11 protein-coding genes and 1 tRNA gene are annotated in these 14,723 nt (G+C 61.9%); 2 read left to right on the top strand and 10 right to left on the bottom strand.

Annotation, left to right across the window (positions count from 1 at the left end):
* From lon to ACK41X_RS12880, 6 genes are all read right to left on the bottom strand, one after another.
* Nucleotides 1-1,708 (bottom strand): endopeptidase La (gene lon, locus ACK41X_RS12905; RefSeq protein ID WP_409723699.1); only part of this gene is annotated, 1,708 nt, incomplete at its 3' end.
* A gap of 323 nt (nucleotides 1,709-2,031) precedes the next feature.
* Complete coding sequence (gene clpX, locus ACK41X_RS12900) at nucleotides 2,032-3,306, bottom strand: ATP-dependent Clp protease ATP-binding subunit ClpX (RefSeq protein ID WP_409723697.1); 1,275 nt, start codon at nucleotides 3,304-3,306, stop codon at nucleotides 2,032-2,034.
* A gap of 388 nt (nucleotides 3,307-3,694) precedes the next feature.
* Nucleotides 3,695-4,330, bottom strand: a complete 636-nt coding sequence (clpP, locus tag ACK41X_RS12895; protein ID WP_409723701.1) for an ATP-dependent Clp endopeptidase proteolytic subunit ClpP — start codon at nucleotides 4,328-4,330, stop codon at nucleotides 3,695-3,697.
* A 127-nt stretch (nucleotides 4,331-4,457) separates the two neighbouring features.
* Nucleotides 4,458-5,813, bottom strand: a complete 1,356-nt coding sequence (gene tig, locus ACK41X_RS12890; protein ID WP_409723695.1) for a trigger factor — start codon at nucleotides 5,811-5,813, stop codon at nucleotides 4,458-4,460.
* Nucleotides 5,814-5,971: 158 nt separating this feature from the next.
* Nucleotides 5,972-6,056: transfer RNA gene (locus ACK41X_RS12885), tRNA-Leu, on the bottom strand.
* A gap of 121 nt (nucleotides 6,057-6,177) precedes the next feature.
* Nucleotides 6,178-7,701 (bottom strand): NAD(P)H-hydrate dehydratase, encoded by a 1,524-nt coding sequence (locus ACK41X_RS12880; RefSeq protein WP_409723693.1) that lies wholly within the window; start codon nucleotides 7,699-7,701, stop codon nucleotides 6,178-6,180.
* Between the two features lie 210 nt (nucleotides 7,702-7,911).
* On the opposite strand from ACK41X_RS12880, the gene ACK41X_RS12875 reads away from it, so the two are divergent.
* Both ACK41X_RS12875 and glnA read left to right on the top strand, forming a co-directional pair.
* Nucleotides 7,912-8,250: a P-II family nitrogen regulator gene (locus ACK41X_RS12875; RefSeq protein ID WP_325609541.1), complete on the top strand. Its 339-nt coding sequence runs from the start codon at nucleotides 7,912-7,914 to the stop codon at nucleotides 8,248-8,250.
* Nucleotides 8,251-8,295: 45 nt separating this feature from the next.
* Nucleotides 8,296-9,705 carry a type I glutamate--ammonia ligase gene (glnA, locus tag ACK41X_RS12870; RefSeq protein ID WP_409723690.1) on the top strand — a complete coding sequence of 470 codons (1,410 nt, stop codon included), beginning with the start codon at nucleotides 8,296-8,298 and terminating at the stop codon, nucleotides 9,703-9,705.
* A gap of 129 nt (nucleotides 9,706-9,834) precedes the next feature.
* On the opposite strand, the gene ACK41X_RS12865 is transcribed toward glnA, so the two are convergent.
* The 4 genes from ACK41X_RS12865 to ACK41X_RS12850 form a co-directional block, all read right to left on the bottom strand.
* A complete protein-coding gene (locus ACK41X_RS12865) occupies nucleotides 9,835-10,821 on the bottom strand; it encodes a Bug family tripartite tricarboxylate transporter substrate binding protein (RefSeq protein ID WP_409723687.1) in 987 nt (328 codons plus the stop codon).
* A gap of 23 nt (nucleotides 10,822-10,844) precedes the next feature.
* Entirely contained in the window at nucleotides 10,845-11,822 is a 978-nt protein-coding gene (locus tag ACK41X_RS12860) for a Bug family tripartite tricarboxylate transporter substrate binding protein (protein WP_409723684.1), read from the bottom strand.
* 67 nt (nucleotides 11,823-11,889) lie between these two features.
* Nucleotides 11,890-13,083 carry a glycerate kinase gene (locus tag ACK41X_RS12855; RefSeq protein ID WP_409723682.1) on the bottom strand — a complete coding sequence of 398 codons (1,194 nt, stop codon included), beginning with the start codon at nucleotides 13,081-13,083 and terminating at the stop codon, nucleotides 11,890-11,892.
* Nucleotides 13,080-14,531: an SLC13 family permease gene (locus tag ACK41X_RS12850; RefSeq protein ID WP_409723679.1), complete on the bottom strand. Its 1,452-nt coding sequence runs from the start codon at nucleotides 14,529-14,531 to the stop codon at nucleotides 13,080-13,082. The genes ACK41X_RS12855 and ACK41X_RS12850 overlap by 4 nt, the downstream gene beginning before the upstream one ends.
* Nucleotides 14,532-14,723 lie beyond the last annotated feature (192 nt).

Genomic DNA, 14,723 nt, shown 5'->3' with positions numbered 1-14,723 from the left:
TCGAGAGCGTCAGCTCCTTCACCGCCTTGCGGATCAGCGTCGAGATTTCGCGTTCGAGATTACGCACCCCCGCTTCCCGCGTGTAACGGCGGATCACGGTAAGCAGCGCGGCATCGTCGATGGTCCACTCCTCGGCCTTGAGCCCGTGCTTTGCGATCGCATTCGGGATGAGATGCTTGCGCGAAATCTCAAGCTTCTCGTCCTCGGTGTAGCCGGCGATCCGAATGATCTCCATGCGGTCCATCAGCGGCGGCGGGATGTTGAGCGTGTTCGCCGTGGTGACAAACATCACGCCGGACAGATCGTAATCGACCTCCAGGTAATGATCGTTGAACGTCGCATTCTGCTCCGGATCCAGCACTTCAAGCAGCGCCGACGACGGATCGCCGCGGAAATCCGCGCCCATCTTGTCGATCTCGTCCAGCAGGAACAGCGGATTGGACGACTTCGCCTTGCGCATCGACTGAATGATTTTACCGGGCATCGAGCCGATGTAAGTCCGCCGGTGGCCACGGATCTCGGCTTCGTCGCGCACGCCGCCGAGCGAGACGCGCACGAATTCGCGGCCGGTCGCCTTGGCGATCGACTTGCCGAGCGAGGTCTTGCCGACGCCGGGAGGACCGACGAGGCACAGGATCGGACCGGTCAGTTTGTTGGCCCGCTGCTGCACGGCAAGATATTCGACGATACGGTCCTTGACCTTTTCCAGACCGAAGTGATCCGCATCGAGAATCTCCTGGGCGGCCTTGAGGTCCTTTTTGACCTTGGTCTTCTTCTGCCACGGGATCGACAGCATCCAGTCGAGATAGTTGCGCACGACTGTCGCCTCGGCCGACATCGGAGACATCTGCCTAAGCTTCTTGAGCTCGTGCTGGGCTTTCTCGCGGGCTTCCTTGGAGAGCTTGGTCTTCTTGATCTTGTCTTCGAGTTCGGCGAGTTCGTCGCGCCCGTCCTCGTCGCCCAGCTCTTTCTGGATCGCCTTCATCTGCTCGTTGAGGTAATACTCGCGCTGCGTCTTCTCCATCTGACGCTTGACGCGGGTACGGATCCGCTTCTCGACCTGCAGTACGGAGATTTCGCTCTCCATCAGGCCGAGCACCTTTTCAAGCCGTTCCGGAACGCTCGCGGTCTCGAGCAGCGCCTGCTTGTCGGCGATTTTGACCTGCAGATGCGAGCCGATGGTGTCGGCGAGCTTGGCGTGATCGTCGATCTGCTGAACCACGCCGACCACTTCCGGCGAGACCTTCTTGTTCAGCTTCACATAATTCTCGAACTCGTTGACCACCGAACGCGCCAGCGCCTCGGCCTCCACGCGCTCGCCCATATTGTCGTCGAGCACAACGGCGTCCGCCTCGAAATATTCTGAGCGGTCGGTGTATTTCAGCACTTTGGCGCGCTGCGCGCCCTCGACCAGCACCTTCACGGTGCCGTCGGGCAGCTTCAGCAATTGCAGGACGCTCGCCAGGGTTCCGACCTCGTAGATGTCGGCGGTCGCCGGGTCGTCGTCGGAGGCGTTTTTCTGGGTGGCGAGCAGAATGAAGGTGTCGGAGCGCATCACCTCTTCCAGCGCCTTGATCGACTTTTCACGGCCGACAAAGAGCGGGACGATCATGTGCGGAAACACCACGATGTCGCGCAGCGGCAACACCGGATAGGCCCGGGTTTCACCGGCGATTAAAGGGGGACGCGGCTTGTTGGCGGTCGTCATGGCCGTCATTCCTTGTTCTTGTGCCCCTCCGGAGGGCCCGCACCATGCGCAACCGTCCAGAGTGCCGAGGGAGGCCGGGAGGGGAACACAGCCGATCTGTTGGCCATGCACGAGGGTGGGTACGAACCCCCGCCCGGAGGAGAAGTTTGGTCTTCGTACGCTTTCCGTTCGCCCGTGTTAGGTGGCGCTGCATCGCACAGGAGTCAAGGGAACCGCCGGAGGCAGCGTGGCCTTGCACCCATGCAGCCCCAACACCGGCCTGCCGAAGGCTAGGCGATTCTGGGCACCCTGTCGCTCCGACGAGCCGGGAGCGCACAGCAACATCATGCCGAGGCGGAACTCTCCGCCGTGCGATCGGAGCGGTCGGCGTAGATGTAGAGCGGACGGGCCGTTCCCTCCACCACCTCGCGGGAGATCACCACCTCCTCGACCCCCTCCAGGCTCGGCAGGTCGAACATGGTGTCGAGTAGGATGCTTTCCATGATCGAGCGCAGGCCGCGGGCGCCGGTCTTGCGCTCGATCGCCTTGCGGGCAATCGCGCCGAGCGCCTCCTCGGCGAGCGTCAGGTCGATATTCTCCATCTCGAACAGACGCTGATACTGCTTCACCAGCGCGTTCTTGGGCTCGACCAGAATCTTCTTCAGCGAGGCCTCGTCGAGGTCCTCAAGGGTCGCGACCACCGGCAGGCGGCCGACGAACTCCGGTATCAGACCGTACTTCAGCAGATCCTCGGGCTCGACCTCGCGGAAGATTTCCCCGGCCTTCCGGTCTTCGGGCGCACGCACAGTGGCGCCGAAGCCGATCGAGGTGGACCGGCCGCGCGCGGATATGATCTTGTCGAGGCCGGCAAAGGCGCCGCCGCAGACGAACAGAATATTGGTTGTGTCGACCTGGAGGAACTCCTGTTGCGGATGCTTGCGGCCGCCCTGCGGGGGCACCGACGCAATCGTACCTTCCATGATCTTCAGCAGCGCCTGTTGCACGCCCTCGCCCGAGACGTCCCGGGTGATCGAGGGGTTGTCGGACTTGCGCGAAATCTTGTCGATCTCGTCGATATAGACGATGCCGCGCTGCGCACGCTCGACATTGTAGTCGGCGGCCTGCAGCAGCTTCAGGATGATATTCTCGACATCTTCGCCGACATACCCGGCTTCGGTCAGCGTTGTCGCATCCGCCATCGTGAAAGGCACGTCGAGAATACGCGCGAGCGTCTGCGCCAGCAGGGTCTTGCCCGAGCCGGTCGGGCCAATCAGCAGAATGTTGGACTTCGCCAGCTCGACATCGTTGTGCTTGGTCTGGTGATTGAGCCGCTTGTAGTGATTGTGGACGGCGACCGACAGCACCTTTTTGGCATGGTCTTGTCCGATCACATAGTCGTCCAGAACCTTGCGGATTTCCTTCGGGGTCGGAATGCCGTCGCGGGATTTCACCAGCGAGGATTTGTTCTCCTCGCGGATGATGTCCATGCAAAGCTCGACACACTCATCGCAGATGAAGACCGTCGGTCCGGCGATCAGCTTGCGGACTTCGTGCTGGCTCTTTCCACAGAACGAGCAATAGAGCGTGTTCTTGGAATCGCTGCCGCCGACCTTCGTCATTCCAGTCTCCGTATCCAATCGTAAGCGCGACCGGCGCTCACAGTCCTAACACTTCACGGACGGCCAAAGCGTGGCAACCCGACCACAGTCCCGCCCGAAACGCCTCCCCTTCCCAGACCCCGACAACACTCTAGCGAAGCATGGTAGCGGCACGACAATCAAGAATCCATTAACGATAACCGGTCGCCAGCCCTCGATCAGTGCCCCTTGCGCCACGATTCGGGAACCCTGGCCGTCCTCCGGCGGCCGCAGACCTGTTGAAACCGTGACCAGAGCGCCCCGTGGCACTCAAGACTAGGATTGCGGTCTCAACGGTTCGCTAACACCGGACCCGCTCTGCGCCGGCAGGCGCGCAGCCGCGCCCGGACATCTCATACCGGAGCGGACGTCAGGATTTCGGTGCAAGCGCATCTTCCAGGCGCTTGTCGATCACCTTGTCGACCAGCCCGAAATCCTTCGCGACATCAGCCGTCATGAAGTAGTCGCGCTCCAGCGCATCCTCGATCTTCTTCAGCGGCTGCCCGGTATGCTTCATATAGATTTCGTTCAGCCGCTTCTTGAGAGCGATGATCTCCTGCGCGTGCAACATGATGTCGGTCGCCTGGCCCTGGAAGCCGCCTGACGGCTGATGCACCATGATCCGTGCATTCGGAAGCGCGAAGCGCAGATCCTTTTCGCCTGCGGCCAGCAGCAGCGAACCCATCGATGCCGCCTGACCGATGCAGAGCGTCGAAACGGCCGGGCGGATGAACTGCATCGTATCGTAGATCGCCATGCCCGATGTCACCACCCCGCCAGGCGAGTTGATGTACATCGAAATCTCTTTCTTGGGATTTTCGGCTTCGAGGAAAAGCAATTGAGCAACGACCACGGTCGCCATGCCGTCTTCGACCGGGCCCGTGATGAAGATGATCCGTTCCTTCAAAAGGCGAGAATAGATGTCGTAGGCGCGCTCGCCGCGGTTGGTCTGTTCGACCACGACCGGGACGAGATAGTTCATATAGGTATCGACCGGATCTCTCATCTTCTTCTCCTGCGCCAGCGAATCGCGGCGCATGCTTAGCATGGCCCGGCACAGCGTGACGCCGCCCGGTTGCGCTTAGGTAAACCGCAAAGACAATTTCGCCAGTGTCGGTCGACCGGAAGGCGGTTCAGGCAGCCTTCTCGTCGTCGCTCTTGTACAATTCCTCGCGCGAGACTTTCTTGTCGGTCACCTTGGCCAACGCCAGAATGAAGTCGGTCACCTTGTTTTCGATGAGCGGCGCGCGGATGCTGGCAATGGCTTCCGGATTGCTGCGGAACATCTCGATCAGCTCCTTCTCGCGGCCCGGATATTGCCGCACATGCTCCATGATCGCGCGGCGGACTTCGTCCTCGGTGACGGAAATCTCATTCTTGCGGGCGATCTCGTCGAGCAGAAGACCGAGCCTGACACGACGGCCAGCGATCTTCTGATACTCATCGCGCTCCTTTTCCTCGGTCGTGTTTTCGTCGGCGAAGGTCCTGACGGCCTCTTTCATTTCCGAGGTGACCGTATTCCAGAGATTTTCGAACTCCTGCTCCACCAGCGCTGGAGGCAATGGGAATTTATGCCGCTCATCCAACGCGTCGAACAGGGCCCGTTTGAGCTTCTGCTTCGAGACCGAGTCGTGCTCGCGCTGAATGCGCTCGCGCACCGCACCCTTGAGCTTGTCAAGCGATTCCATGCCCAGCGACTTGGCGAACTCGTCATCGATCGAAACGTCGCGCGGGGCTTCAATCGTTTTGGCGGTGACATCGAACACAGCAGCTTTCCCGGCCAGCTGAGCGGCAGGATAGTTCTCCGGGAAGGTCACCTCGACCTTGCGGTTCTCGCCCGCGGCAATGCCGACGAGTTGATCCTCGAAGCCGGGAATGAAGGTCCCGCTGCCGATCAGCACCGCGACATCGTCCGCCGAACCGCCCTCGAAAGGAACGCCATCGATGCTGCCGACGAACGAGATCGTTACGCGATCGCCCTTCTCCGCCTTGGCGCCCTCATCTCGCGCAGCGTAAGGCCGGTTCTGCTCCGCGATCCGCTTCAGGCCTTCGTCCACTTCGTCGTCGGTGGCATCGGCGGCGAGCCGCGTCAGATCGAGCGTCTTGAAATCGATCACGTCGATAGGCGCCAGAATCTCCATGGCTACGGTGTAGGCCAGATCGGATTTCCCTTCGATCACCGCCTGGACCGCCTTCTCATCTTCAGGCAGCGTCACCTTCGGCTGCATGGCCAGCTTGAAATTATTGTCGGCGACGATCTTCGCGTTCACGTCGCGCATCGCAGCTTCGATCGCTTCAGCCATAGCGGAGCGTCCGTATATCTTGCGCAGATGCGCGGCCGGAACCTTGCCCGGGCGGAAGCCGTTGACGCGCACGCGGCCTTTCAGCGCGTCAAGGCGTTCGCTGACCTTGGTGTCGAGCTCGCTTGCCGGAATCACGACCTTGTATTCGCGCCGCAATCCGTCGGTCAGGGTTTCGGTCACCTGCATGACTAACTTCGCTCCTCGTCGCCGCCCTGCGGCGGTCATCGGCGCGGTTGACCATCGTCATCCCGCGCCCCGGGTTATGGTTGTCGAGCGTGATCGTTTCCGGATGCCGGGCCCCGTCTCCGGGATCACGCTCGCATGAATTCAGCCGGCCTCAAGTTTGGTGCGGGCGGAGGGACTTGAACCCCCACGACTTGCGTCACTGGAACCTAAATCCAGCGCGTCTACCAGTTTCGCCACGCCCGCGCGTAAGGGCACCGCGCGGCATGCGGGCCGAGCGGCGCGGCTTATATCACGCCCGCTGTGCTGCGCACGAGAAAAATGGCGCCGAGGCATGCGGCCAGCTGCTCGCGCCATTGACCTGCGGTCAGGCCTGCGACTTGCTCCCGGGGGCGGGATCAAGTCTGCGAAACAGGCGCCGGTAAACCACCGGTAGTGCGTCCGGCAAGTCTTCCGAGATCAGACCGGGACCAACGACGTTGGCCGCTTCCCCATGGAGCCAGACCGCCGCCGCAGCCGCTTCGAATGCCGGCATGCCCTGGGCGCGGAGGCCGGCGCATAGTCCGGCCAGCACATCCCCCGATCCGGCCGTGGCGAGGAATGGTGGACCATTATTGGCGATCGCCGCACGGCCGTCGGGAGCCGCGACCACCGTGTCCGGACCCTTGAGAATCACCACCGCGGCTGTTTCATGTGAAGCAGCAAGGCACGCCTCAAGTTTTTGTTTAACTGAAGGAATTTCATTTATAGTACTGAATAAACGAACAAACTCGCCCTCGTGAGGGCTGAGGATTGCTGTGGATAGCCTGTGATTCGTCAGGATTGTAAAGAGCTCTTTCGGGTTTTCCCCAAAGCTCGTGAGTGCATCCGCGTCCAGCACAAGCGCACGCTCGCCGCGCGCGGCCATGCGAACTTTCGCGCGCGTATGCTCTCCGACCCCCCCGCCAGGCCCGAGCACCACCGCATTCAGGCGGGGGTCCGACAGCAGCGCCGAAAGCCCCTGAGCCCCCTCTGCCTCGCGCACCATCACCGCCGTGGTTGCCGCGGCATTGACCGCAACCGCCTCGGCAGGACTGGCGATGGTCACAAGACCGGAGCCGGCGCGCAACGCGGCTCTCGCCGCCAGCCGTGCCGCTCCCGTGCTGGTAATCCCCCCGGATACGACCACGGTATGCCCGCGCGTGTATTTGTGGCCCTCAATCTGCGGAAACGGAAACGCATCGCCCCATAGGCTCGGGACGTTTGCAAAGAGATGCGGGCGAATGGTGTCGAGCACGGCTTCCGGGATTCCGATATCGGCCACGCTCGTGGTTCCGCAATGCAGCCGCCCCGGGAGCAACAGGTGTCCGGGCTTGCGCCGGAAGAACGTGACCGTGCGAGTGGCCTTGACCGCATTCCCCAGGACGGCGCCGGTATCGCCGCTGATCCCGCTAGGCAGGTCGACCGCAACGATCGGGACACCTGACCGGTTGATCGCGGCAATCAGGGCCGCGACGGCTCCCTCGACCTGACGGCTCAGCCCGGATCCAAAAATAGCATCGACAACGATGCAATGAGGATCAATTTCCTCGCCCGCCCACTTGCCGACCGGTCCGGAGTAACGGCGTGCCATCTCGCCGGCATCTCCCCGCAGCTGGTCGATATTCCCCAGCGTCAGCACGCGGATATCGACGCCCCGCTCAGCCAGAAGCCGCGCCGCGACAAGACCGTCCCCGCCATTGTTCCCAGCACCGGCGCACACCACAACCGGGCGCCGCGTTCCGGACATGGCGATGACGCACTCCGCGACAGCCCGGCCCGCCCGCTCCATCAGCTGCAGCGATGGCACGCCGGCTCTGACTGCCAATTGGTCAGCCTGCCGCATTTGTTCGTTGGTCAGGAGCTCGTACATGGAGAAAACACGAATTGCATAAGATTTGCCCAGTTTGCACAATATTTAATCTGACGCATGCATTCAGAACTGTCACCAGACTATGCAATTGGTCCTAAGGCATTGGCCGGGGGCATAATTTTGCGCCTGCGGCGAGTGGCATAAGACCTGCTAACGAACGGCGGGCTCTGGCGGGCAGACTTTTTGCCGTCGGAGCGGGAGAGGATTCGCATGAAAAAGATCGAGGCGATCATAAAGCCTTTCAAGCTGGACGAGGTGAAGGAGGCGCTTCAGGAAGTCGGATTGCAGGGCATTACGGTCACCGAAGCCAAAGGATTCGGCAGACAGAAGGGCCACACCGAACTCTATCGGGGCGCTGAATACGTGGTGGATTTTCTCCCCAAGGTGAAGATCGAGATCGTGCTGGGCGACGAGATGGTCGAAAAGGCTATCGACGCGATCCGGCGGGCCGCGCAAACCGGACGGATCGGCGACGGCAAGATTTTCGTCTCCAATATCGAAGAAGCAATCCGGATCAGGACGGGTGAGTCCGGATTGGATGCGATCTGACATCGCTGCAATTTACGACCCGTACAATAAAGGGAACGCGTTCATATGACGACCGCCAAAGACGTAATGAAGCTGATCAAGGACAACGACGTGAAATACGTCGATTTCCGGTTCACCGATCCGCGCGGCAAGTGGCAGCACGTGACGTTCGACATCTCGATGATCGACGACGACACCTTCGCCGAAGGAGTCATGTTCGACGGCTCATCGATCGCCGGCTGGAAGGCGATCAACGAGTCCGACATGAACCTGATGCCGGACCCCGCGACCGCCTGCATCGATCCGTTCTTCGCCGAGACCACCCTCGTTCTGGTCTGCGACGTGCTCGAGCCGACCACCGGCGAGCCCTATAACCGCGATCCGCGCGGCATCGCCAAGAAGGCGGAAGCGATGGTCAAGTCGCTGGGCGTCGGCGACACCGTGTTCTTCGGCCCCGAAGCCGAATTCTTCGTGTTCGACGACGTGCGCTATTCTGCCGACCCGTATCACTGTGGTTTCCGTCTCGACTCTGTCGAACTGCCGACCAATTCGGCGACCGAATACGAGTCCGGCAATCTCGGCCACCGTATCGGCACCAAGAAGGGTTATTTCCCGGTTCCGCCGCAAGACTCGGCGCAGGACATGCGCGGCGAGATGCTGGCAGCGATGGCGAAGATGGGGGCCAAGGTCGAGAAGCATCACCATGAGGTTGCTTCCGCCCAGCATGAGCTCGGCCTCAAATTCTCGCCGCTGACCTACATGGCCGATCAGCTGCAGGTCTATAAATACTGCATCCATCAGGTCGCGCACATTTACGGCAAGACGGCCACCTTCATGCCGAAGCCGGTCTATGGCGATAACGGCTCGGGCATGCATTGCCATCAGTCGATCTGGAAGGATGGCAAGCCGGTTTTCGCCGGGAACAAGTATTCCGATCTGTCGGAAACCTGCCTCCACTATATCGGCGGCATCATCAAGCACGCCAAGGCGATCAACGCCTTCAGCAACCCGACCACCAATTCCTACAAGCGTCTGGTCCCGGGCTACGAGGCGCCGGTGCTGCTCGCCTATTCGGCACGCAACCGATCCGCGTCCTGCCGTATCCCCTACACCACAAGCCCCAAGGCCAAGCGGGTCGAAGTGCGTTTCCCCGACCCGCTCGCCAATCCGTATCTCGCCTTTGCGGCGATGCTGATGGCGGGTCTCGACGGCGTGAAGAACAAGATCGATCCCGGTCCGGCAATGGACAAGGATCTCTACGACCTGCCGCCGGCCGAGTTGAAGGAAATCCCGACCGTGTGCGGCTCGTTGCGCGAAGCGCTGGAAAACCTCGACAAGGATCGCGCCTTCCTGAAGGCCGGCGGCGTCTTCGATGACGACTTCATCGACAGCTATATCGAGCTGAAGATGACCGAAGTGATCCGTTTCGAGCACACCCCCCATCCGGTCGAATTCGAGATGTATTATTCTGCGTGAGCGTTGTTCCTCCCAACATCGCGCAAGCGATGCAACTCAAAGGGCGCCCAGCGGGCGCCCTTTTTCTTCACCGGGATCATATGATTCACCCGGATCATATGAATTGCGTTGAGGCTATACGGAACTGCGTCAGTCGATCTTCATGTTCGCGTCCTTCGCAACGTTTTTCCAGAGGTCGTATTCGGACTTGATCAACGCCGCAGTTTCCTTCGCGCCGGTCCCAAGGATCGTCACATCTTGCTGGGCGAATTTTTTGCGAAGATCGTCGGTGACCAGCGCCTTGCGCGCTTCCCGCTCGAGCGTTGCAAGCGTTTCCTCGGGCGTTCCCGAAGGCGCGAGCAGGATGAAATAGGTGAGGAAATTGAAGTCCGGATAACCGGATTCGGCCACCGTCGGAATGTCGGGCGCCAGTCCCGACCGCTCCTTCGAAGACACCGCAAAGCCCTTGAGGCGGCCGGTGCGCACATGCTGAACAACGCCTGCGGTGGCCACAAAGCCCACCTTGACCTGACCGCCAATGAGGTCGGTGACCAGCGGAGCGTTGCCGCGATAGGGTACCGGTGCCATGACCGGCAGGCCGGTCTCGAGACGGAAATATTCCATCGCCAGATGACCGGGGCTGCCATGACCGGCATGTGCGTAGCTGATCGGTTCCTTCTTGGCGAATGCGATGAACTCCGCCAGCGAGTTGACCGGCACCGACGGATGCACAACCAGCATCTGACTTGTCGAGGCCATGTTCAGGACGGGCTTGAGGTCCCGCAGGGGGTCGATCGGCATCTTCGCGTAGACATGCGGATTGACCGAGAGCGAGGTGCCAAGCGTTGCCAGCAACGTGTGTCCGTCCGGTGCCGATTTCACGACGGCCTCCGCACCGATATTGCCGGCGGCGCCCGGCCTGTTTTCGACCACCACCGGCTGTTTCAGAGCAGCCGAAAGGTGCTCGGCCATCGCCCGCGTCACCAGATCGATCGGCCCGCCGGGCGCCAGCGGAACGACGATACGCAGCGGCTGGGTCGGAAAAGACTGTGCCGATGCGCCGGCACCCGACACGGCAAGCGTGCAAGCCCCGGCGGCAATCGCCAGAACTATCCTTTTGGTGATACTGCTTGTCATGGTGTCGTTTCCTTCCCGCTTGCTTATTGGTCGACGACGGCTCCGCTCGCCTTGATCGGACCGGCCCATTTGTCGATTTCGGACTGTACGAACTTCCCGAGATAATCCGGCGTGGTGCGCTCGTCCGACACGATCGTCGCGCCGAGCTTCTGCAATTGCTGGCGCACTTTCGGATCGGCCATGGTCTTCAGCGCCGCGTCGCGCATCTTGCCGACGATCGGGGCCGGTGTGTCTTTGGGGAAAAACAGCGCGGTCCAGGTATACGCCTGGATGTCCTTGAAACCCTTTTCGAAGGCGGTCGGCAGATCGGGCAGCACCGGCGAACGGTCGCGCGAGAGGGTGGCGATCGCCTTCACGGTGCCGGCTTCGATCTGCGGCACCGCCGTGACGATGATCTCGCACAGGAAATCGATGCGCCCGGCCTGCAGGTCCTGCATCGCGGGGCCGGTGCCCTTGTAGGGCACATGCTGGATATTGGTGGCGAGCGCCTGGTTGAGCAGGATGCAGCCGAGATGGGTCGCAGAGCCAGCGCCAGCCGATCCAAAGTTCATCTTGCCCTGGTTCGCCTTGGCATAGGCGACGAATTCTTCCAGCGAATTGACCGGCAGGTCCTTGCGCGCGATCAGCACCAGCGGAATTTCCGCGATCAGGTTCACCGGCGCAAAATCGGCTGTCGCGCTGTAAAGCGGCTTTTTGTAAAGCGTCTGCGAATGCGCATGGGTGGCGATGGTGCCGAGCAGCGCGGTGTATCCATCCGGCGCCGCTTTCGCGACGCGACTGCCACCGATCATGCCGCCCGCCCCGGGCACGTTCTCGATCACCACCTGCTGGCCGAGCACCTGCCCCATCCGCTCGGCCATGATCCGGCCAAACACATCGATCGGCCCGCCCGCGGCGGCCGATACCACCATGGTAACCGGACGTTGCGGCCAGTCCTGCGCCTGGGCCGGTCCGAAGCCGATGCCCGCCGCAACGAGCAGAGCCGCTGTTCTCGTAATCATCTGCAGAAATCCATGTGAGAGTTTCGATCAAGACCAACTTGATCACCCGCGGACAGGCGCCGCAAGCTCAAGTCCGCTCGCCGAGCGCACTCCCCACCCCGACGATACGCATGACCTGTTCGGTCCCGCGCTCGAGTAGCTGCCTGGACCCGCCGATGGCCTGCGCAAGATTGTAGGGACGGTCGAGGATGCTCACAAAGGCGCTGATGCCGGCGGCGTGGCAGGTCTGCGCGCCCTCGCCGATCGCACCCGCCAGCACGATGACCGGCTTGCCTCGCGCCTTGGCGCGCCGCGCGATCTCGCCGGGTATCTTACCGCGGCAGGTCTGGCGGTCGATCCGTCCCTCGGCGCTGATGATCAGATCCGCCCAATCGATGTGATCGGTCAGAGGAATATGGCGCTCGACAAAATCGTAGCGCGGCACGAGACGCGCGCCGAGCAGCAGATGAAGCGCTGTGCCAAGTCCGCCGGATGCGCCGCCGCCGGGAAGCCTGGCGGCATCCTTGCCGGTCAGGGTTTTCAGGCAGGCAACGTAACGACTGAGTCCGGACTCGAGTCGCTTGACCTGCGCAGGCGAGGCTCCCTTCTGCGGGCCGAATATTCTCGATACCCCGTGTGGGCCCAGCAATAGGTTCCGGATATTCAGACAGACTTCGATTTCAACGTCGCGGACCCGCGGATCGAGTCCGGCCGGATCGATGCGACGCAAACGGGCCAATGCCTCGCCGCCTGGAGTCAGTTCCTTTCCGAAACGATCAAGGAAGCGGATGCCCAGTGCCTGCGCGAGGCCGGCGCCGCCGTCATTGGTGCCGCTGTCGCCACAACCGATAAGGATGCGTTTCGCCCCGGCATTGAGCGCTGCGCCGATCATCTCGCCGACCCCATAGCTTGTGGTCGTTGTGATCAGGTGGCGGCGCCGGTGCGGTACAAGCCGTAATCCCGCCGCGGCCGATATCTCGATGATGGCTGTGCGCACGCCATCGATCCGCGCCAGACCGAACGACGCCGGAACTGTCCGCCCCAGCGGCCCGGTCACAGAAACATGGCGCAGGCGCCCGCGAGTTAGCCGCACCAGCGCTCTTGTGAATCCTTCGCCGCCATCGAAGACCGGCACCACGACGAGATCGCAAGCCGGCAAGGCCCGCCGCACGCCTCTCGCCATGGCTTCGGCAACATCCGACACATCGAGCCCCTCCTTGAAGCCCGACGGCGCGACAAGGACGCGCAGGCGGCGCGAGCGAGGCAGACTCGGAAACATCATGGCGCTGCAGCCTGCGGCATCGCCGTCAGCGGAAGGCCGAGCAGCGGCCACACCAATGTTGCGAACAAGACCGCGAGGATCACGTGCACCGGCAGGAGCACGGCGGACAGGCGCATCAGATCGCCATGCGAAAACACCTGCTCGGAGGCTCCCGAGAAGATCAACAGCGACTTCGCGCTGATGGTGAGCGTCAGGCAATAACCGGTCGCGATGGCGACCAGAAAGATCAGCGCCTGTCCATTGTAACCGAGCTGCGCAAACGGCAGCGCCAGCAGCGGGATCAACACGGTCGCGCGCGCGGTGCGCGAGGTAATGACGAGATGACCGAGCATGGCCACCAGCGCGACGAAGCCGGCTGTCAGCGCCGGATAGGCCGCAAAGTCCCTGTCGATCTTTTCAAGATACGCGATCAGGCCGCCGGCTGCGTTGTTGTCGATCAGCGCTTCCCCGATCAGGCTTGCGCCGGCAATGAACAGGAGCAGATGCCAGTCCACCGATTTCAGCGCGTCCTTGAGCCGCGTGGACGATGCCGAAACCGCGGTCACGGCGATAGCCGCCGCCATCGTCACGATGGTGATCTCGACGCCATGCAACGGTTGCGTCAGCCAGAGCGCGACTGTCAGCGCCACCAGTGCAAGTACGGTTCGGTCGCGCGGCCGCAGCGGCGGCGCGGCAGGTGGCGAAAGATCGGCAATTGTCAGCGAACGCTGCTCTTGCCGAAGGAACAAGCGCAGGATCACGAAGGTCGAAATGAGACCGCTCACAAGCGCGAACGGCAGACCGAGCAGCGTCCACTCCGCATAACTCATCGGCTCGCGCGGGGCACCCGGTTCGCGACCGATCTCGCGCATCATATCGACCGCGACCAGATGCGCGCCCGCACCGATCAACGAGCCGGCGGCGGACAACAGGATCATGACCGGCATGTGGATTGATAATGCGCGCGTAACCTGCGGATTGCCAATCGATGCCGAGAGCATGAGGAATACTGGAAGGAGCAGCGCGGCACGGCCTGTGGTCGAGGGGATGACGAATGCTGTGCCAGCGATGACGAAGGTCAGCGCGTAGAATAACCCGGACACCGTGCGAGCCCCGCGCATCGCCGCAGACGCCAGCCGCTCGGCAAGCCGGATTTCGCTCAGCGCACGGGCAATGATGAAGGCGCCGACCAAGAGCCAGATCAGAGGATTGCCGAGTGAGCTGTAAAAATTGCGGGCGTTGTCGGCGCCGAGAACCACCAGCGCCAACGCTGCGGTCAGCGCCACGGCGGTGCGGTCGAACGGCGTCGCGATCCAGGCAATGACGGTCAGAACGAAGATATTGAGCGACAGCTTCGCCGCAACATTTCCCGGAACGGCAAACCAGACAACGAGACTGAGGCCGATTGCAAACGCAAGCGCAGCGAAAGTCCGTACGCTAAAAGCCTCGACGCCAAGCTGCCCCCGCATACGCCCCATACAGCACAAGAAAAACCGACGGATAAGTATCGGAGCCGGTCATTGGTTTCCAGCTGCGACAACTTGCCCCTCACGCAGCGGCCATGGCGTCGGTTTGCGGGCAGATCCCTCGGGAAGCCGGTGCCCTTTTACCGGCCAAGCGAGAACGCAATCATTGCGACGATCGCACCGAAGACCCAGATC

The organism is Pseudorhodoplanes sp. (assembly GCF_046289595.1).
Classification (GTDB): domain Bacteria; phylum Pseudomonadota; class Alphaproteobacteria; order Rhizobiales; family Xanthobacteraceae; genus Pseudorhodoplanes.
This window is presented reverse-complemented; position numbering and strand designations above follow the sequence as displayed.

Coding starts and splice junctions, on each gene's coding strand:
- clpX (WP_409723697.1), bottom strand. CDS start 3,306: ATGACGAAGGTCGGCGGCAGCGATTCCAAGAACACGCTCTATTGCTCG.
- clpP (WP_409723701.1), bottom strand. CDS start 4,330: ATGAGAGATCCGGTCGATACCTATATGAACTATCTCGTCCCGGTCGTG.
- tig (WP_409723695.1), bottom strand. CDS start 5,813: ATGCAGGTGACCGAAACCCTGACCGACGGATTGCGGCGCGAATACAAG.
- ACK41X_RS12880 (WP_409723693.1), bottom strand. CDS start 7,701: ATGTACGAGCTCCTGACCAACGAACAAATGCGGCAGGCTGACCAATTG.
- ACK41X_RS12875 (WP_325609541.1), top strand. CDS start 7,912: ATGAAAAAGATCGAGGCGATCATAAAGCCTTTCAAGCTGGACGAGGTG.
- glnA (WP_409723690.1), top strand. CDS start 8,296: ATGACGACCGCCAAAGACGTAATGAAGCTGATCAAGGACAACGACGTG.
- ACK41X_RS12865 (WP_409723687.1), bottom strand. CDS start 10,821: ATGACAAGCAGTATCACCAAAAGGATAGTTCTGGCGATTGCCGCCGGG.
- ACK41X_RS12860 (WP_409723684.1), bottom strand. CDS start 11,822: ATGATTACGAGAACAGCGGCTCTGCTCGTTGCGGCGGGCATCGGCTTC.
- ACK41X_RS12855 (WP_409723682.1), bottom strand. CDS start 13,083: ATGATGTTTCCGAGTCTGCCTCGCTCGCGCCGCCTGCGCGTCCTTGTC.
- ACK41X_RS12850 (WP_409723679.1), bottom strand. CDS start 14,531: ATGCGGGGGCAGCTTGGCGTCGAGGCTTTTAGCGTACGGACTTTCGCT.